The 17,097-nt window shown below is 67.9% G+C and carries 18 protein-coding genes; 8 read left to right on the forward strand and 10 right to left on the reverse strand.

Going from position 1 to position 17,097, the window contains the following annotated elements; translation table 11 throughout:
* On the forward strand, positions 1-897 hold the full coding sequence (locus AC3A6J_RS24540; protein WP_487862615.1) for an SDR family NAD(P)-dependent oxidoreductase: 897 nt from the start codon (positions 1-3) through the stop codon (positions 895-897).
* Between the two features lie 22 nt (positions 898-919).
* On the opposite strand, the gene nth is transcribed toward AC3A6J_RS24540, so the two are convergent.
* From nth to AC3A6J_RS24555, 3 genes are read right to left on the reverse strand one after another with little or no spacing between them, the layout of a single operon-like run.
* Positions 920-1,558: an endonuclease III gene (nth, locus tag AC3A6J_RS24545; RefSeq protein WP_487862616.1), complete on the reverse strand. Its 639-nt coding sequence runs from the start codon at positions 1,556-1,558 to the stop codon at positions 920-922.
* A complete protein-coding gene (locus tag AC3A6J_RS24550; protein ID WP_487862617.1) occupies positions 1,555-2,901 on the reverse strand; it encodes a type II toxin-antitoxin system HipA family toxin in 1,347 nt (448 codons plus the stop codon). Before AC3A6J_RS24550 ends, nth begins: the two co-directional genes overlap by 4 nt.
* Before the next feature lie 16 nt (positions 2,902-2,917).
* A complete protein-coding gene (locus AC3A6J_RS24555; RefSeq protein ID WP_487862618.1) occupies positions 2,918-3,172 on the reverse strand; it encodes a helix-turn-helix domain-containing protein in 255 nt (84 codons plus the stop codon).
* Positions 3,173-3,310: 138 nt separating this feature from the next.
* Between AC3A6J_RS24555 and AC3A6J_RS24560 the strand changes: the two genes are divergently transcribed.
* Positions 3,311-4,498, forward strand: a complete 1,188-nt coding sequence (locus AC3A6J_RS24560; protein WP_487862619.1) for an aminotransferase-like domain-containing protein — start codon at positions 3,311-3,313, stop codon at positions 4,496-4,498.
* Positions 4,499-4,513: 15 nt separating this feature from the next.
* Here the strand turns inward: AC3A6J_RS24560 and AC3A6J_RS24565 are convergent, their stop codons facing one another.
* Complete coding sequence (locus tag AC3A6J_RS24565) at positions 4,514-4,741, reverse strand: hypothetical protein (RefSeq protein ID WP_487862620.1); 228 nt, start codon at positions 4,739-4,741, stop codon at positions 4,514-4,516.
* A gap of 56 nt (positions 4,742-4,797) precedes the next feature.
* On the opposite strand from AC3A6J_RS24565, the gene AC3A6J_RS24570 reads away from it, so the two are divergent.
* Positions 4,798-5,124: a DUF6172 family protein gene (locus tag AC3A6J_RS24570; protein ID WP_487862621.1), complete on the forward strand. Its 327-nt coding sequence runs from the start codon at positions 4,798-4,800 to the stop codon at positions 5,122-5,124.
* Positions 5,125-5,131: 7 nt separating this feature from the next.
* On the opposite strand, the gene AC3A6J_RS24575 is transcribed toward AC3A6J_RS24570, so the two are convergent.
* The 3 genes from AC3A6J_RS24575 to mfd are packed head-to-tail and all read right to left on the reverse strand — an operon-like array spanning position 5,132 to position 10,412.
* Positions 5,132-6,226 (reverse strand): Ldh family oxidoreductase, encoded by a 1,095-nt coding sequence (locus tag AC3A6J_RS24575; RefSeq protein WP_487862622.1) that lies wholly within the window; start codon positions 6,224-6,226, stop codon positions 5,132-5,134.
* Positions 6,223-6,933 (reverse strand): phosphoserine phosphatase SerB, encoded by a 711-nt coding sequence (gene serB / locus AC3A6J_RS24580; RefSeq protein WP_487862623.1) that lies wholly within the window; start codon positions 6,931-6,933, stop codon positions 6,223-6,225. Before serB ends, AC3A6J_RS24575 begins: the two co-directional genes overlap by 4 nt.
* Entirely contained in the window at positions 6,930-10,412 is a 3,483-nt protein-coding gene (gene mfd / locus AC3A6J_RS24585) for a transcription-repair coupling factor (protein ID WP_487862624.1), read from the reverse strand. Before mfd ends, serB begins: the two co-directional genes overlap by 4 nt.
* A 118-nt stretch (positions 10,413-10,530) precedes the next feature.
* On the opposite strand from mfd, the gene ispD reads away from it, so the two are divergent.
* Positions 10,531-11,247: a 2-C-methyl-D-erythritol 4-phosphate cytidylyltransferase gene (gene ispD / locus AC3A6J_RS24590; protein ID WP_487862625.1), complete on the forward strand. Its 717-nt coding sequence runs from the start codon at positions 10,531-10,533 to the stop codon at positions 11,245-11,247.
* Complete coding sequence (gene ispF / locus AC3A6J_RS24595) at positions 11,244-11,738, forward strand: 2-C-methyl-D-erythritol 2,4-cyclodiphosphate synthase (RefSeq protein ID WP_487862626.1); 495 nt, start codon at positions 11,244-11,246, stop codon at positions 11,736-11,738. The genes ispD and ispF overlap by 4 nt, the downstream gene beginning before the upstream one ends.
* Positions 11,739-11,757: 19 nt before the next feature.
* Here the strand turns inward: ispF and AC3A6J_RS24600 are convergent, their stop codons facing one another.
* Together AC3A6J_RS24600 and ompR are read right to left on the reverse strand one after the other, a co-directional pair.
* Positions 11,758-13,137, reverse strand: coding sequence for a sensor histidine kinase (locus AC3A6J_RS24600; protein ID WP_487862662.1), 1,380 nt, complete (start codon positions 13,135-13,137; stop codon positions 11,758-11,760).
* 76 nt (positions 13,138-13,213) lie between these two features.
* Complete coding sequence (gene ompR, locus AC3A6J_RS24605) at positions 13,214-13,945, reverse strand: osmolarity response regulator transcription factor OmpR (protein WP_487862627.1); 732 nt, start codon at positions 13,943-13,945, stop codon at positions 13,214-13,216.
* A 172-nt stretch (positions 13,946-14,117) separates the two neighbouring features.
* Here ompR and AC3A6J_RS24610 point away from each other — a divergent pair, with 172 nt between their 5' ends.
* A complete protein-coding gene (locus tag AC3A6J_RS24610) occupies positions 14,118-14,483 on the forward strand; it encodes a hypothetical protein (RefSeq protein WP_487862628.1) in 366 nt (121 codons plus the stop codon).
* A gap of 57 nt (positions 14,484-14,540) precedes the next feature.
* Positions 14,541-15,245: an SIMPL domain-containing protein gene (locus AC3A6J_RS24615; protein WP_487862629.1), complete on the forward strand. Its 705-nt coding sequence runs from the start codon at positions 14,541-14,543 to the stop codon at positions 15,243-15,245.
* Between the two features lie 29 nt (positions 15,246-15,274).
* Here the strand turns inward: AC3A6J_RS24615 and AC3A6J_RS24620 are convergent, their stop codons facing one another.
* Positions 15,275-16,045 (reverse strand): 3-hydroxybutyrate dehydrogenase, encoded by a 771-nt coding sequence (locus AC3A6J_RS24620; protein WP_487862630.1) that lies wholly within the window; start codon positions 16,043-16,045, stop codon positions 15,275-15,277.
* A gap of 68 nt (positions 16,046-16,113) precedes the next feature.
* Here AC3A6J_RS24620 and AC3A6J_RS24625 point away from each other — a divergent pair, with 68 nt between their 5' ends.
* On the forward strand, positions 16,114-17,070 hold the full coding sequence (locus AC3A6J_RS24625; protein WP_487862631.1) for an alpha/beta fold hydrolase: 957 nt from the start codon (positions 16,114-16,116) through the stop codon (positions 17,068-17,070).
* Positions 17,071-17,097 lie beyond the last annotated feature (27 nt).

Below are 17,097 nucleotides of genomic sequence, written 5' to 3' on the forward strand. Positions count from 1 at the left end.
ATGCAAGACGAACAGACAAAGAAGCCACTGGCGGGCAGGGTGGCGGTGGTGACCGGCGCGAGCCGCGGCGCGGGGCGCGGCATTGCGGTGGAACTCGGTGCCGCGGGCGCCACCGTGTACGTGACCGGCCGCAGCACGCGGGCCCAGCCGGCCGAAAGCTATGGCGGCATTCTGGCGATGTCTCAACTCAAGGCGCTGCCGGGCAGCATCGACGACACGGCCGACGAGGTCACGCGCATGGGCGGGCAGGGCATCGCGGTGCGCTGCGACCACGCCGACGAAGCCGAGGTGGCCAGGCTCTTCGCGCAGGTGCATCGCGAGCAGGGCCGCATGGATGTGCTGGTTAACAACGCCTGGGGCGGGCACGAGAGCTTCGACGGCATTTTCGAGGCACCGTTCTGGGAGCACCCGCTTTCGCACTGGGACTCGATGTTCGACCGCGGCGTGCGCAACCACCTGCTCGCCAGCCGCTTCGCAGCGCCCGTGATGGTGGCGCAGAAGCGCGGCCTGATCGTGACCACGACCTTCTGGGACCAAGGCAAGTACCTGCGCGGCAACCTGTTCTACGACCTTGCCAAGTCCGCGATGAACCGGCTCGCATTCGGCATGGCCGAGGAACTGCGCCCGCACGGCGTCGCTTCGCTCGCGGTGTCGCCGGGCTGGATGCGCACCGAGTTCGTGCTCGCCGGCCACCAGACCGACGAGGCGCACTGGCAGGAGCGCCCGGCGCTTGCGCGGACCGAATCGCCGCGCTACCTGGGGCGCGCGGTCGCGGCGCTGGCGGGCGATGCGCAGGTGATCGAAAAGAGCGGCGGCGTGCACCGCGTGGCCGACCTGGCGCGGGAATACGGCTTTGTCGATGTCGACGGGCGGCAGGTCGAGGCGTTTGAACTCTAGGCCCGGCGCGGATTCAGGCGGACTACTGCGGGGCCGCCGTCTTCGGCTTGTAGTCGCAATACTGCGTCACCGCGCATTCCCAGCAGCGCGGCTTGCGCGCCACGCAGATGTAGCGTCCGTGCAGGATCAGCCAATGGTGTGCATGCAGCCGGAACTCGAAGGGCACGCGCTTCTCGAGCTTGAGCTCCACTTCGAGCGGCGTCTTGCCCGGCGCGAGACCGGTGCGGTTGCTGACGCGGAAGATGTGCGTGTCGACCGCGATCGTCGCCTCGCCGAAGGCCACGTTGAGCACCACGTTGGCGGTCTTGCGGCCCACGCCCGGTAGAGCTTCTAGCTCGGCGCGCGTGCGCGGCACCTCGCCGCCGTGCTCGACCAGCATGCGGCAGGTCTCGATCAGGTGCTTCGCCTTGCTGCGGTAGAGGCCGATGGTCTTGATGTACTCCTCGAGGCCCTCGACGCCGAGCCGCAGCATCGCCTGCGGCGTGTTCGCGACCGGGAAGAGCTTGCGCGTGGCCTTGTTCACGCCCACGTCGGTCGCCTGGGCCGACAGCAGCACGGCGGCCAGCAGCTCGAACGGCGTGGCGTATTCGAGCTCGGTTTCCGGCGTGGGGTTGGCGGCCTGGAGCGTGGCGAAGAAGGGGGCGATGTGGTCTTTTTTCATGGGGCTGTGTTGTTCTCTTGAGCAAGGCCGGCTTCAAAACGCTCGCATTGGGCGAGCACGCCGGTCCTGACGGCGCGCCATAGCGGCTCGGGGAAATCCACCGGCAGTTCCCGCTCGACACGCTGCAACGCGGCCGGCGCCCCGCCGACGAGTGCCAGCATGCCGTCGAACGCGTCGGCGACGCCCGTCTGCAGCGCCAGCGCACGCCAGTGGCGTGTCTGGATGGTGGAGAGCTGGTAGTGCGGGTTCTTCCCGCGCAAGGCGAGGGCGAGGCGCGCTTTGAAAGGCGACACCAGATTGGGCCCGTTGCCAATGATGGGCCACATCGACAGCATGTCGTAAAGCGGTGTCATCCGGTATTCACCGCCCCGGCGCAGAAAGATCGAATAGTTCTTCGCATGTCCGTCGGTCGCAGCCAGCAGCCAGAAGGCAAGCTGCGCGCGTGCGAAACCGGCCTTGTCGACCTGCGCGTTGCTGCTGCCGGAGAGCAGGGAGAGGATGCCTCGAACGCCAGGTCCACCATCGCTCTCGTACTTGAGGGCGGCAGGCGTGCCGGTGGCCTGGCAGAAGTCCTCCTGGGGCAGGCGGGCGATCCATCCACCGCCGTCCATCCAGCGCCGGTCGAAACGCTCGACGACGAGCACCTTTTGGTCGCCGAAGCGCCCGATGGTCGCGGGCGCTACCTCGAAGCCGAAAGCCGCCATCAGCCGGGCGCACAGCCATTCGTTCTCGACGGACTCGTTCATGTTCGCCCGCATGTTGCCGACCAGGCCGAGCGGCAGCTTGAGGATATGGGTCGTGGGTGTCGCGCCATGGGGGCGGTGCCATTGCGCGCCGATCCGCAGCAACGCGGTCTTTTCCTGCGCGCCGGCAATCGATATGCGCAGATCGTCGTCTGCGCCTTCCGCCTGGCCAGGCAACGGATCGCTTGTGACGTTGCGCAGCACCTGGGCGATCTTTTCCTCCGACAGCGCCTCGCTGTCGATGCGGTCGAAGGCGGGCGGCGCCTGCCCCTCGGGAAGCAGCTGGACGGCGCCCACACAATCGCGGCCGATCGCCGCCAGAAGATCGGCCGCGCCGGTGCCGGCGGCGCGGAAGCGCCGACGCAGCCGTTCGCGAATGCGATCGCTGTCCGGCAGCAGGTTGTCGAAGTAGTTTTCGACTGCGGGACCGCGCACTTCCTTCTCGCCGAGAGGTATCGGAAGCGACAGCGAGAGCGCGCGCACATTCCGCGAGCGCAACCATCCTTCGTCGTATTGCAGGGCCGGCACGCCGGTGCGCGTCCAGTACCAGACGCCGACGTATTCACCGTTCATCCAGATATCGAGCGCGCGTCGGGCCATGTCTTGGCTGCTCCGGTTACCAGTCCGCGGCGTCTTCGGGCCCCGGGAATGCGGCCTCGGCCGAGGCCAGGATCAGCCGCATGTCGAGCGCATGCAGCACCTGCATCAATTGCGCGACGTTGATGGCGCCAGGGTTCTTTTCGATGTCGGCCATCCGCGTCTGCTTGACGCCGATCAGCGCACCCAACTGGGCCTGCGTCAATCCGCGGGACTTCCGTAGCGACTTGAGATGCGTCGAGAGTTGTGCGGGCGAATGGATGATGGAGTGCATATTTACCGCCTAGGGGTGGTAAATGCAATTTATCGGCTTCAGACGATATTGTCAATATATCGCTGAAGGGCGATAAAACTTCGCAGGATTGTTGCGCCAGGCATTGGTGACAATAGCGCCCAGAAAGTGAGACCTCCCATGCAATTCGCTTCCCGCCTCGACAACGTCGAAACCTCCGCCATCCGCGAACTATTCAAGCTGCTCGGCAAGCCCGGCATCATCAGCTTTGCGGGGGGCTTTCCCGACAGCGCGATGTTCGACGTGGAGGGCCTGAAGGAGGCGAGCCAGAAGGCGCTGGCGGAGGAACCCGGCGGCGCGCTGCAGTACGGCGCCACCGAAGGCTACGAACCGCTGCGCACGCAGCTCTCCGCGTTCATGGGCACCAAGGGTGTCGAGGTCGATCCGAGCGGCCTGATCGTCACCACCGGCAGCCAGCAGGCGCTCGACCTGCTCGGCAAGACCATGATCTCGCCCGGCGACAAGGTGATTGTCGAGGGGCCGACTTTCCTGGCCACCATCCAGTGCTTTCGCCTCTATGGCGCGCAGCTCGTCAGCGCACCGATCGACGCCAACGGCGTGGACACCGATGCGCTCGAGAAACTCATCGCCGAGCACAAGCCGAAGTTCGTCTACCTGATCCCGACCTTCGGCAATCCGAGCGGCGCGACGCTGAGCCTCGAACGCCGCAAGAAGGTGCTCGAACTGGCCGTGAAGTACCAGACGCTGATGGTCGAAGACGATCCGTATGGCGACCTCTACTTCGGCGAAGCGCCGCCGCCGTCGATCATGGCGCTCGCCAAGGACGTGCCCGGCAGCCGCGAACTGATGGCGCACTGCGGCAGCCTCAGCAAGGTGCTGAGCCCGGGCCTGCGCGTGGGCTGGATGATCGCGCCGGCCGAACTGCTGGCCAAGGCGACGATGTGCAAGCAGTTCAGCGACGCCCACACCAGCACCTTCGCCCAGGCCACGGCCGCGCAGTACCTGAAGAGCGGCCGCATGCCGGCCACGCTGGCCCATGTGCGCGAGGTGTACGGCCAGCGCGCGCAGGCCATGGGCCAGGCGCTGAAACGCGAGCTCGGCGAGGCGGTGAGCTTCACGCAGCCGAACGGCGGCCTGTTCTTCTGGGCCCGCCTTACCGGCGCCAACGGCAAGCTGGCCGACGCGAACGAACTGGCCAAGCGCGCGATCGAGAAGCTGGTGGCCTTCGTGCCCGGCGCGCCGTTCTTTGCCGAGAAGCCCGACGTGGCGACGCTGCGGCTGAGCTTCGCGACGGCCGACTTGGCGAAGATCGAAGAGGGCGTGAAGCGCCTGGGCCAGGCCCTGTAGGAAGGCCCTCGTCCGTCAGGGCGAGCGGTGGAGGCGGGGCGCGGCCAGCAGCGCGAGGTTGTCGGCAATGGCCGCATCCACGTTCGGATAGCGGCCTTTCATTTTCGATAGCGTCATGATGGTCTGCAGCGCCTTCAGGTCCTTGACCGAGGGCGCGACCTTGATCTGCGCGATGGCCGCAGGTGCGTTGCCGCCGTTCACCAATGCCATCACCTTGCTTGCCCAGTCGTTCGCGCGCGCCATGTCTTCACCTGCTTTCCGTTGAATCGCCGACTGTACACAGCGGGTTAGGATCGACCATGAGAAAAACCTTTCAGCTTCAGGTCGAGGGCAAGCACCCCGACCGGCTCCTCGAAGCCATCAAACACGAGATCCGCAAGTACATCAAGCGCGAGCGCCGGCGCGACTTGCCCGAAGGCTCGGACTTCTGGGACTTCGACTGCCGGTTCGGCGCGGCGCAGGAATCCGCGGAACCCGTCCATCTGTCGGCCATCACGGGGCTCATCGACGGCATCGTGAAGGAGGGCGGCACGCAGTTCTACGTCGAGATCCTGGCCAAGGCGGGGAAGCGGCAGCCGCGCGCGGCGGGGGACGATGCGGCCGAGCCGCCGGCCGAAGAGGACTGATACCCGCTCAGAGCAGCGCCTGTGCCAGCTGCAGCCCGTGCCGCTGCTCGGCCTCCTGCAGCGAACGCGCGATCGACGGATGCAGCCGCACACCGTTTTCGGCTTGCGCCTCGCGCCGCTTCAGCCCGCCTTCACCCGGCAGCCGCACGGGCTTCGCGGGATCAATCGGCACATTGCCGCGGCACTGCGCCGCCACGTGGTCCATCTGGCGCAGGAACGCTTCCTTGCCGCCGAAGGCCTGCAGATCGTGCAGCGTGATGTGGACTGTCGCACCCCAGCCCTCGGGCGGATCGGCGCGACCATGGCCTGCGAGACCGGCCGTCAGCGTCTCGACCAGCAGTGCCATGCCGTAGCCCTTGTGGCCGTGGCTCAGGCCGCCGACCGGCAGCAGCGTGCCGGGTGGCTGGTCGAACAGCACCTGCGGATCGTTCGTCGGCCGGCCCGTGGCGTCGATCAGCCAGTCTTCCGCGAAGGTCTCGCCGGCCGCGCGCTTGCGGTTGCTCATGCCGTTGGTGGTGATCGAAGCCGAGATGTCGACCATCACGCCACCTTGCGAGAGCGGGAATCCCATCGCCAGCGGATTCGGCGTGAACACCGCCTGCGTGCCGCCGAAGGGCGCGACGCTGGCGGTGTTGGGGTCGGAGCAGGCGAGCAGCATCAGCATGTCTTCCTGCAGCGCGCGCAGCATGTACACCGCGAGGCAGGCGATGTGATGGCTGCGGCGGATCACGAGCGAGGCGGTGCCGAGCTCGCGCGCGCGCGGAATCAACAGGTCCATGCCCTGGTCCATGAGCCAGGGGCCGGGCAGGCGCTTGCCGTCCCAGAGCACAGCGGCGGGTCGATCGGACAACACCTCGGGGGCGCCGTCGGGCGTCATGCCGCCCGATTCGACCTCCTTCACATAGCCCGCCAGCAGCGCGAGGCCGTGTGTGTCGTGGCCCAGCAGGTCGCCTTCGACCAGCGTGCGCGCGATGCTGTCGGCCATCGACGCGGCGAGGCCGGCCTTTTGCAGCAGGGCGCTGGCGTAGTCGCGCAGCGCATCGGCGCGGTAGAGCGGGGCGGGCGGGGTGGGCGGGGTGGTTGGGTTGGCGGTGCCGCTCATTGCAGGATCTCCAGCAGGCGGTCGAGGCCGCCCTCGTTGATGGCCACCATGGCCTGTTCGCGGACCTTGGGCTTTGCGCGGTACGCCACCGACAGCCCGGCTTCGCCCATCATCGGCAGGTCGTTCGCGCCGTCGCCGACGGCAATGGTCTCTTGCGGCGAAATGCCCAGGAGCGATGCCACTTCGAGCAGCGTGCGGCGCTTCTCGGCGCCGTCGCAGATGTCGCCCCAGCTCTGCTGCACCACGCGGCCGGTGAGCTTGCCATCGGCTTCGTCGAGCAGGTTCGAGCGCGCGAAGTCGATGCCGAGACGGTCTTTCACGCGGTTGGCAAAAAAGGTGAAACCGCCCGACACCAGCAGCACCTTGAGCCCGGCCTTCTTGCAGGCCGCGACCAGCTCGGCCGCGCCGGGGTTGAGTTGGAGCCGCTCGTCGTAGACCTGCTGCAGCGCCGCGACCGGCACGCCCTCGAGCAGTGCCACGCGCCGGCGCAAGCTCTCCTTGAAGTCCTTGATCTCGCCGCGCATGGTGGCCTCGGTGATGGCCGCGACCTCGGCCTTCTTGCCCACGGCGTCGGCGATCTCGTCGATGCACTCGATGTTGATCAGCGTCGAATCCATGTCGAAGGCGATCAGCTTGAAATCGGCGAGAGCCAGCGGCGGCTTCACGCGCTGGAGGACGAGGCCGGGCGAAATTTCTGTAGCGCTCATGCGGGGGCGGTTTCCTTGACGAGGGGTTGTCCGAGGCTGCGCAGCACATCGCGCACCATCTGCGCACGGTCCTTCGGCTCTTTCAGTTCGCGCTCGATGCGCAGCTTCTCGTTGCCGGCGAGCTTGATGTGCTTGTTCTTCTGGATCAGCTGGATGATCGCCATCGAGTCGACCGGCGGATCCTTCTTGAACGTGATGTGGATGATGCCCGGCGCCGCATCGACCTTGACCACGCCATAGGGTCGGGCCAGCACGCGCAGCCGGTGCGTGTCGATCAGCGTCTGCGCCTGCGGCGGCAGCTTGCCGAAGCGGTCGACGATCTCCTCGAGCAGCGTGTCGATCTGGTCGGGCGTCTTGGCGGTGGCGAGCTTCTTGTAGAACGACAGCCGCAGGTGCACGTCGCCGCAGTAGTCGTCGGGCAGCAGGGCGGGGGCGTGCAGGTTGATCTCGGTCGTGACCGACAGCGGCGAGAGCAGGTCGGGCTCCTGGCCGGCCTTGAGCGAGCGAACCGCTTCGCTGAGCATCTCGTTGTAGAGCTGGAAGCCGATCTCCATCATGTTGCCGCTCTGGTTCTCGCCCAGCACCTCGCCGGTGCCGCGGATCTCGAGGTCGTGCATCGCGAGGTAGAAGCCCGAGCCCAGCTCCTCCATCTGCTGGATCGCATCGAGCCGCTGCGCCGCCTGCTTGGTAAGGCCCTCGGTGTCGGGCACCATCAGGTAGGCATAGGCCTGATGGTGCGAACGCCCGACGCGGCCGCGCAGCTGGTGCAGCTGCGCCAGGCCGAACTTGTCGGCGCGGCTCATCACGATGGTGTTGGCCGTGGGCACGTCGATGCCGGTTTCGATAATGGTCGAGCACAGCAGCAGGTTGTAGCGCTGCGCCACGAAGTCGCGCATCACGCGCTCGAGCTCGCGTTCGGGCATCTGGCCATGGGCCACGGCGATGCGCGCTTCGGGAAGAATCTCTTCGAGCTTCTGGCGCCGGTTCTGAATGGTCTCGACCTCGTTGTGCAGGAAATAGACCTGTCCGCCGCGCTTGAGTTCGCGCAGCACCGCCTCGCGGATCACGCCCGTGCCCTCGTTGCGCACGAAGGTCTTGATGGCCAGCCGGCGCTGCGGCGCGGTGGCGATCACGCTGAGGTCGCGCAGGCCTTCGAGCGCCATGCCCAGGGTGCGCGGGATCGGCGTGGCCGTGAGCGTGAGCACGTCGACCTCGGCGCGCATCGCCTTCATGGCCTCCTTGTGGCGCACGCCGAAGCGGTGTTCCTCGTCGATGATGAGCAGCCCCAGGTTCTTGAACTTGACCGACTGCGAGAGCAGCTTGTGCGTGCCGACCACGATGTCGACCGTGCCTTCGGCCAGGCCCTTGGCGGCAGTGGTGATCTCCTTGGCCGAGCGGAAGCGGCTCATCTCGGCCACCTTGACCGGCCACTTGGCGAAGCGGTCGACCAGGGTCTGGTAGTGCTGCTCGGCCAGCAGCGTGGTGGGCGCCAGGAATGCAACCTGCTTGCCGCCGGTGACCGCGATGAAGGCGGCACGCAGTGCCACCTCGGTCTTGCCGAAGCCGACGTCGCCGCAGACCAGCCGGTCCATCGGCTGGGGCGAAATCATGTCCTGCACCACGGCGTGGATGGCGGCCTTCTGGTCGGCGGTTTCCTGGAAGCCGAAGTCGTTGGAGAACACCTCGTAGTCGGCGGCCGAAAAGCGGAACGCATGGCCCTCGCGCGCCGCACGGCGTGCGTAGATGTTGAGCAGCTCGGCGGCGGAGTCGCGCACCTGCTCGGCGGCCTTGCGCTTGGCCTTGTCCCACTGGCCGGAACCCAGCTTGTGCAGCGGCGCCTCGTCGGCGCTGACGCCGGTATAGCGGCTCACCAGGTGCAGCTGTGACACGGGCACGTAGAGCGTGGCCTTGTCGGCATATTCGAGGTGCAGCATTTCCTGCAGCAGCGGCTTGCCCTGGGCATCGACGCCCTGGCCGAGGTCCATGTGGATCAGCCCGCGGTAGCGGCCGATGCCGTGCGCCGAGTGGACCACCGGGTCGCCGACGTTGAGTTCGGACAGGTCCTTGATCAGCGCCTCGACGTCGCTGACCTGCTCCTGCTTCTTGTTGCGCCGGCGCGTGGTCGGCGCGGTGGCGAAGAGCTCGGTCTCGGTGACGAAGTCGATGCCCTGTTCGCGCCAGGCAAAGCCGGCGGCCACCGCGGCGGTCGCGATGCCGATCTTCTCGTCGCCCGAGGCCTCGAACTCGGCCAGCGTGTCGAAGGCCGGTGGGCTCACGCCGCTCGCGCGCAGGAAGTCGAGCAGGCTCTCGCGCCGCCCGTCGCTCTCGGCGATCACCAGCACGCGGTGCGCCGTGGCCGCGATGTGGGCCTTCAGCCCGACCAGCGGATCCTCGGCGCCGCGGACCACCGCGAAAGGCGGGAGCCGGTCGAACTCGGCATAGGGCGTCTCGGTGGGCACGTCGCCGCGGATGGCGAGTTGCGCATGCGGCTTGGCGCGCTGGTAGAACTGCTCGGCGCTCAGGAACAGCGCCTCGGGCGGCAGGGCCGGGCGTTCGGGGTCGCCCTGCACGAGCCGGTAGCGCTCGTTCGTGTCCTGCCAGAAATGCTGGAACGCGGGTTCGAGCTCGCCATGCAGCACCACGGTGGCGTCGGGCCCGAGGTAGTCGAACACCGTGGCCGTCTCGTCGAAAAAGAGCGGCAGGTAGTACTCGATGCCCGCGGTCGCCACGCCGTTGCCCATGTCCTTGTAGATGCGGCTCTTGGTCGGGTCGCCTTCGAGCAGCTCGCGCCAGCGGCTGCGAAAGCGCGCGCGGGCATCGTCGTCCATCGGGAACTCGCGGCCCGGCAGCAGGCGCACCTCGGGCACGGGGTAGAGGCTGCGCTGGGTGTCGGGGTCGAAGGTGCGGATCGAGTCGATCTCGTCGTCGAACAGGTCGACGCGGAACGGCACCAGCGAGCCCATCGGGAACAGGTCGATCAGGCCGCCGCGCACCGCGTACTCGCCCGGGCTCACCACCTGTGTCACATGGCTGTAGCCGGCCAGCGTGAGCTGGGCCTTGAGCTTCGATTCCTCGAGCTTCTGCCGCGCCTTGAAATGGAAGGTGTAGCCGGCCAGAAAGGCGGGCGGCGCCAGCCGGTATAGGGCGGTGGTGGCGGGCACCAGCACCACGTCGGCTTCCTTCTGGCTGATGCGCCAGAGCGTGGCGAGCCGCTCGCTGATCAGGTCCTGGTGCGGCGAGAAGCTGTCGTACGGCAGCGTTTCCCAGTCGGGAAAGAGCGCGCAGCGCAGATCGGGCGCGAAGAAGGCGATCTCGTCGATGAGCCGCTGCGCGTCGTTGGCGTCGGCGGTGAACATCGCGGTGGCGCGACCGGCGGCCTTCTCGCGCATGCCGAGCTGCGCGAGCAGCAGCGCATCGGCCGACATCGGGGGACGCGGCAGCGTGAAACGCTTGCCCGCCGTGAGGTGGGGGAGGTCCATGGATGGCTTACTGGAATGCACAACACCCCGCGCCGGGTGGCGAGGGGTGTGTGAAGCCGCCAATTCTAGAATGGCGGCCCCTTGTCCGCTTGCCGGCACCCGCTGGCGTTCCGCCCCCATGTCTTCGTCGTCCCGATTTTTCGTGTTGATTCCCTGCGCCGGCACCGGCCACCGCGCGGGCGGCGCCGAGCCCAAGCAATACCAGCGGATTGCGGGGGCATCGATGGTGGCCCATACCGTGGCGGCCTTTCGCGCGCTCGCGGGCCGCTTCGCGGGACTGGCGGTGGTCGTGTCGCCGGACGACCGCGACCTGCAGGCAGCGCTGCCGCGCTTTCCGGCCGAAGGCGAATACCTGTTGCAGGTCGGGGGCGTGACGCGCGCGGCCACGGTGCGCAACGGCCTGGTGGCGTTGCGGCAGAAGGGCGCCGGCGCGCACGACTGGGTGCTGGTGCATGACGCGGCGCGCTGCCTCGTCACGTCGAGCCAGGTCGAGGCGCTGATCGCCGCCTGCGAGCACGACGCGGTGGGCGGGCTGCTGGCGCAGCGGCTGGCCGACACGCTGAAGGTGTCGTCGCCCGACAGCCGGGTGTCGCAGACCCTGCCGCGGGCCGACAAATGGCTGGCCCAGACGCCGCAGATGTTTCGCATCGGCATGCTGCTCGATGCGCTCGAGCGTGCCGGCGACGCGGTGACCGACGAAGCCGGCGCGATCGAGGCGCTCGGGCTCGCGCCGCTGCTGGTGCCGGGCAGCGCGCAGAACTTCAAGGTCACCTTTCCGGAAGACTTCGCGCTCGCCGAAGCGGTGCTGCTCGGGCGCAAGAAGGGCGTGGCATGACGGCACCGTTCGACATCCGCGTGGGCGAGGGCTGGGACGTGCACCAGCTCGTGTCCGGGCGCAAGCTGATCCTGGGCGGCATCGAGGTGCCGCACACCACCGGGCTCCTGGGCCATTCGGACGCCGACGTGCTGCTGCACGCGATCACCGATGCGCTGCTCGGCGCGGCGGGCCTGGGCGACATCGGGCGGCATTTTCCCGACACCGACGCGCAGTTCCGCGGCGCGGATTCGGCCGTGCTGCTCGCCGAGGCGGCGCGCCGGGTGCGGGCCGAGGGCTGGGAGATCGGCAACGTCGACAGTACCGTGATCGCGCAGGCCCCCAAGCTCGCGCCGCATATCGGCGCCATGTGCCAGCGCATTGCCCAGGTGCTGGGGCTCGTGCCCGGCCAGGTCAACGTGAAGGCCAAGACGGCCGAGAAGCTGGGGCCCGTCGGCGAGGGCCGCGCGATGGAGGCGCGCGCGGTGGTGCTGTTGCACCGCGCCCGCTGAGCATCGGGGCCGCCGACGCCTACGCGTCCGGCATCGCGCGCGGCATGCGGATGTGCGCCGCCAGGCCGCGGCCCGGCGTGCTAGTGAGCGCGAAGGTGCCGCCCATGCGCTCGATGTTCTTTGCCACGATGGACAGCCCGAGACCGGCGCCCGCGGCCGATGTGCGTGCCACATCGCCACGGAAGAAGGGCTTGGTCAGTTGGGTCAGCAGCACCGGATCGACGCCGGCCCCATGGTCGCGCACCTTGATCAGCACCGCATCGTTGTTGGCCTGCGCCTGGATGACCACGTCGGCCACGCCGGTGGAGGGCGTCTTGCCGTAGCGCCGCGCGTTCTCCACCAGGTTGGAGATCACCCGCGTGAGCTCGACCTCGTCGCCGAGCACGCGCAGATCGGGCGCCACGTCGACGCGGATGTTCATCTCCTCGTAGTCCTGCACGGCGTAGGTGCAGGCGTCGACCACGTCGCGCAGCAGCACCGGTCGCGGCACCACGTGGTCGGGGCGCGCGTAGTCGAGGAACTTGTCGATGATCGCGTCGAGCTGCGCGATGTCGGCGGCCATGTGGTCGCGCGCGTCCTCGTCCTGCACGCTCATCTCGGTCTCGAGACGCAGCCGCGCGAGCGGCGTGCGCAGGTCGTGCGAGATGCCGGCCAGCATGATGGCGCGGTCCTGCTCGATCTTGGCGAGCTGGTCGGCCATGCGGTTGAAGCCGATGTTGACCGCGCGGATCTCGTTGGTGCGCGCGCTCTCGTCGAGGCGATGGGCTTCGTATTCGCCCTCGCGCACCTGCAGGGTGGCGCGCGACAGCTGCTTGAGCGGCAGGTTGATCAGGCGCGTGATCAGCGCCGCGCCGGCCAGCGACAGCGCCATGGCCGTGCTGAGCCACACCAGCCAGGTGCGGCCGCCCACGCGGCTGAAGCGCGTCGGGTCGAGCAGCAGCCAATAGGCATCGCTCTCGATCGTGAAGCCGATCCACAGGCCGGCCTCGTCGTTGACGCGGCTCGCCACGGTGGTGCCGTCGCCGAGCCGCTCCATGAGCTCTTCGGTCACGCGCTGGTCGAGCGCGCCGCTGGTGTAGGGCTGGAAGCGGTCGTTGGGTTCGCGCGGCAGGATGCGCACGCCTTCCTGGTCGGCCAGCGTCTTGATCAGCGACACGCGCGTGATCGCGTCCGAGTACACCAGCGCCGCGCGCGTGAGGTTCACGAGCGAAGCGATCTGGTGCGCGGTCTGGATGGCGCGCGGTTCGTATTCGAGGGAACGGAAAGTCTGCAGCCAGGCCACGGTGCAGCCGATCAGCAGCAGCGCGAGCAGGAAGAAGGTGCGCCAGAAAAGGCTGAAGCCGAGCTTCAGCCCCCGGCGGCGCCCACGCTGCCCGCTGCCCTCGAGCGGGCTCGGCATCGTGACCTGGGCGCCGTCTTCCTGGGCTGGGTCGTGTCTTTCCGATTGCAGGCCGATGGCCACCACCTCGTTTTGGTCAGGCGGTGCCGTCCGGCACGAACACGTAGCCCACGCCCCACACGGTCTGGATGTAGCGCGGTGCCGCGGCATCGGCCTCGACCAGCTTGCGCAGGCGCGAGATCTGCACGTCGAGGCTGCGGTCGAAGGGCTCGAACTCGCGGCCGCGCGCGAGCTGGGCCAGCTTCTCGCGCGACAGCGGCTGGCGCGGATGGCGCACCAGTGCCTTCAGCATCGCAAACTCGCCGGTGGTCAGCGAGAGTTCCTCGCCGTCCTTCTTGAGCGTGCGCGAGCCGAGGTCGAAGGTGAAGGGCCCGAAGGTCACGGTCTCGTTCTCGGTCGACGGGGCTCCGGGCGCCTCGAGCGGCGGACGGCGGCGCAGCACCGCATGCACGCGCGCCAGCAGCTCGCGCGGGTTGAACGGCTTGCCCAGGTAGTCGTCGGCGCCGACCTCGAGGCCGACGATGCGGTCGACGTCTTCGCCCTTGGCGGTGAGCATGATGATCGGCGTGCGATCGTTGGCGGCGCGCAGGCGGCGGCAGACGGACAGGCCGTCCTCGCCGGGCATCATCAGGTCAAGCACGATCAGGTCGACCGTGTCGCGCAACAGGATGCGGTTGAGCGCCTTGCCGTCCTCGGCCACGATCACTTCGAAGCCTTCCTGGGTCAGGTAGCGGCGGAGCAGATCACGGATGCGGGCGTCGTCGTCGACGATCACGATCTTGTCGGTGCGAGCGGGAACTTGAGTCATTTCTACAACGATGAATTTGTAACAGCGCCGATTCTGAAGGCGTTGGGGACCGGTTGAGCCGGTTTTACTTATGGTTTGACACTAAGTTACAAAACTTGCGGACGCTCGCTGTCTAGTCATCCGACGTTAGCTCAGCAGTGGCAAAGTCGGTCTGTCTGCTGATCTTTGCTCAATGAGAACCTTTATTCCCGCGCTGCCGATCGTCGTTGCATGTACTTGCTGTCCTGCCTGGGCCGTTGCCGGCGGGGGTGAGTTTCTCCGGGTGGGCGATTCGCGTCGCAGCGAGGTGCGCGAGGCAGTGGCCGCCCACCGCGCCGCGCAGCGCGACGAGATCCGGCGTGAGGAAGCCGCGGCCGGCAGGCGGCTGACGGCGGCCGAGCTCCAGGAGTTGCGCAAGCAGGTGCGGGCACAATGGATCCCGCCGGGCACCCCGGCGCCCATGCATTCGGCCGAATCGCAGGCGGCCGAGCGGCTCGCACCGGAACCGCCGATGTCCGCCGCCCGCGCCTTGACCTTGCCCCGCAGCCAGCGCCGCTGAAGCGGCGCGGCCGCCGGTGATCTTCATCCAACAACCTATCGCAGGGAGCATCTTGCCTTGAACAAACTCACATCCGTCGTGGCCGTCATTGCACTGGTCGCAGCCGCCGGAAGCGCCACGGCACAGAACCTGGCCGCGCCGCCGCAGAACGTGCTGCAGCTCACGGCCACGGGTACCGTCGAAGTGCAGCAGGATCTGCTGAGCATGACGCTCACCACCACGCGAGACGCCGCCGATGCCGCAACGGTCCAGTCGCAGCTCAAGACGGCCGTCGATGCCGCGCTGGCGGAAGCGAAGAAGAACGTCCAGCCCGGCCAGCTCGACGTGCGCACCGGCAACTTCAGCCTCTCGCCGCGCTACACGCGCGAGGGCAAGATCAATGGCTGGCAGGGCACGGCCGAAATGGTGCTCGAGGGCCGCGATTTCCCGCGCATCACGCAGACGGCGGGCCGAATCACGACGCTCAACGTCGGCAATGTGGGCTTCGCGCTGAGCCGGGAGCAGCGCGCCAAGAGCGAGACCGAGGCCCAGACGATCGCGATCGACAACTTCAAGCAGAAGGCGACCGAGCTCGCCAAGGGTTTTGGCTTCAGTGGCTATACGCTGCGCGAGGTATCGGTGAACGCGAACGACAGCGGCCCGATTCGCCCGCGCATGATGGCCGCCGCCGCTGCCAAGTCCTACGCCGATGCGCCGGTGCCGGTCGAAGCGGGCAAGACCAGCGTGATCGTGAACGTCTCGGGCTCGGTGCAACTCAAGTAGCCTGCGACCGGTCGCCCGTTGGTCGCCCGCTATTGGGCGGTCCAGCCGCCGTCCATCTGCCAGGCGACGCCGCGCACCTGGTCGGCCGCCGGCGAGCACAGGAACGCCGCGAGGCCGCCGAGCTGCTCGACGGTGGTGAACTGCAGCGAAGGTTGCTTCTCGCCGAGCAGTTCGTTCTTGGCCTGTTCCACCGTCATGCCTTCGCGTTCCGCGCGATCGTCGATCTGCTTTTGCACCAACGCGGTCAGCACCCAGCCGGGACAGATGGCATTGCAGGTGATGCCGGTGGTGGCGGTCTCGAGCGCCACCGACTTGGTGAGCCCCACGATGCCGTGCTTGGCCGCGACGTAGGCCGACTTCTGGGCCGAGGCGACGAGCCCATGGGCCGACGCGACATTGATGATGCGTCCCCAATTGGCTTCACGCATCGCAGGCACCGCGAGCCGCGTCGTGTGGAACGCGCTGGTGAGATTGATCGCGATGATCGCGTCCCAGCGCTCGGGCGGGAAGTCTTCCACTTTCGCGACATGCTGGATGCCGGCGTTGTTGACGAGGATGTCGATACGCCCGAATGCCGAGGCGGCGAACTTCATCATGTCCTCGATCTCGGCGGGCTTGCTCATGTCGGCGCCGTGGTATTCGGCGCGCACGCCGAGCGCTTCGACCTGGGCCTTCGGCGCCAGGAAATCGCCGAAGCCGTTGAGCACGATCTGGGCGCCTTGCTGGGCCAGCGTCTTCGCGATGGCGAGGCCGATCCCGCTGGTGGACCCCGTGACAAGCGCGGTTTTGCCTTTAAGCATAAAGATGGATCTCCGGATGAATTAGGATGCGACGAGACCATTATCCGCACCAGAACGATTTCGTTTTCATGACCGACCCGACGCTTCGTGACGTGGCGTGCGATGACGCCCAGGGCGGCCATCGCATGGCTTATTGGCAGTGGGGCGACGCGCGCAGTCCGCGCGTGGTGGTCTGCGTGCATGGCCTGACGCGGCAGGGGCGCGACTTCGACGTGCTGGCCCGGGCCATCGTGGCGCAGGCCGGCGGCGATGTGCGCGTGGTCTGCCCCGACGTTGCTGGCCGCGGCCGCAGCGACTGGCTGCGCGATCCCGCGCTCTACCAGGTGCCGGTGTATGCGGCCGACATGCTCGCGCTGGTCGCGCAGCTGCACCGCGAACAGCCGGTCGAGACGCTCGACTACGTCGGCACCAGCATGGGTGGGCTGATCGGCTTCGTGCTCGCAGGCCATCGCGAGCTGCCGCTCGTGCGGCCGATACGCCGCTTCGTGGTGAACGACGTCGGCCCGACGATCGAAGCCGCCGCACTCCAGCGCATCGCGGCCTACGTGGGGCAGGGCGGCCGTTATGACAGCCTCGAGGCCGCCGCCGATGCGATGTGGGCAATCTCTACCAGCTTCGGTCCGCACACGCGTGAAGAGTGGCTGGCGCTCTCGCGGCACATGGTGGTGCCGGCGTCCCGGCGTACGGCCGATGGCAAGGCGAAGCTCGATGGTGCGGGCGGCGACGGCGAGGCCGGCCCCCGCGTGCTTCACTACGACCCGGCCATCGCCATCGCACTGCGTGCCATCACGCCGGAGGCTGCGGCGCATGGTGGCGCCGTGATGTGGAGCCTCTACGACGCCATCGAGGCACGCACGCTCGTGACGCGCGGCGCCGACTCCGATCTGCTGTCGCGCGCCACGGCGCAGGCCATGACGCAGCGCGGACCGCGCGCGGCGCTGGTCGAGTTCGAGGGCGTGGGCCATGCGCCCACCTTTGTCGATGCCGCGCAGGTGTCCGCCGTTATTTCCTTTCTGTTCGAGTGAGTCCCAGGTGAAGCGAGAGTCCTCGAG

The sequence above is a fragment of the Variovorax sp. Soil_C_39 genome (genome assembly GCF_057656815.1).

What these genes read in the sequence shown, in the direction of transcription:
- AC3A6J_RS24540 (WP_487862615.1), top strand. Translation starts at nt 1, where the DNA reads ATGCAAGACGAACAGACAAAGAAGCCACTGGCGGGCAGGGTGGCGGTG.
- nth (WP_487862616.1), bottom strand. Translation starts at nt 1,558, where the DNA reads ATGAAAAAAGACCACATCGCCCCCTTCTTCGCCACGCTCCAGGCCGCC.
- AC3A6J_RS24550 (WP_487862617.1), bottom strand. Translation starts at nt 2,901, where the DNA reads ATGGCCCGACGCGCGCTCGATATCTGGATGAACGGTGAATACGTCGGC.
- AC3A6J_RS24555 (WP_487862618.1), bottom strand. Translation starts at nt 3,172, where the DNA reads ATGCACTCCATCATCCATTCGCCCGCACAACTCTCGACGCATCTCAAG.
- AC3A6J_RS24560 (WP_487862619.1), top strand. Translation starts at nt 3,311, where the DNA reads ATGCAATTCGCTTCCCGCCTCGACAACGTCGAAACCTCCGCCATCCGC.
- AC3A6J_RS24565 (WP_487862620.1), bottom strand. Translation starts at nt 4,741, where the DNA reads ATGGCGCGCGCGAACGACTGGGCAAGCAAGGTGATGGCATTGGTGAAC.
- AC3A6J_RS24570 (WP_487862621.1), top strand. Translation starts at nt 4,798, where the DNA reads ATGAGAAAAACCTTTCAGCTTCAGGTCGAGGGCAAGCACCCCGACCGG.
- AC3A6J_RS24575 (WP_487862622.1), bottom strand. Translation starts at nt 6,226, where the DNA reads ATGAGCGGCACCGCCAACCCAACCACCCCGCCCACCCCGCCCGCCCCG.
- serB (WP_487862623.1), bottom strand. Translation starts at nt 6,933, where the DNA reads ATGAGCGCTACAGAAATTTCGCCCGGCCTCGTCCTCCAGCGCGTGAAG.
- mfd (WP_487862624.1), bottom strand. Translation starts at nt 10,412, where the DNA reads ATGGACCTCCCCCACCTCACGGCGGGCAAGCGTTTCACGCTGCCGCGT.
- ispD (WP_487862625.1), top strand. Translation starts at nt 10,531, where the DNA reads ATGTCTTCGTCGTCCCGATTTTTCGTGTTGATTCCCTGCGCCGGCACC.
- ispF (WP_487862626.1), top strand. Translation starts at nt 11,244, where the DNA reads ATGACGGCACCGTTCGACATCCGCGTGGGCGAGGGCTGGGACGTGCAC.
- AC3A6J_RS24600 (WP_487862662.1), bottom strand. Translation starts at nt 13,137, where the DNA reads ATGCCGAGCCCGCTCGAGGGCAGCGGGCAGCGTGGGCGCCGCCGGGGG.
- ompR (WP_487862627.1), bottom strand. Translation starts at nt 13,945, where the DNA reads ATGACTCAAGTTCCCGCTCGCACCGACAAGATCGTGATCGTCGACGAC.
- AC3A6J_RS24610 (WP_487862628.1), top strand. Translation starts at nt 14,118, where the DNA reads ATGAGAACCTTTATTCCCGCGCTGCCGATCGTCGTTGCATGTACTTGC.
- AC3A6J_RS24620 (WP_487862630.1), bottom strand. Translation starts at nt 16,045, where the DNA reads ATGCTTAAAGGCAAAACCGCGCTTGTCACGGGGTCCACCAGCGGGATC.
- AC3A6J_RS24625 (WP_487862631.1), top strand. Translation starts at nt 16,114, where the DNA reads ATGACCGACCCGACGCTTCGTGACGTGGCGTGCGATGACGCCCAGGGC.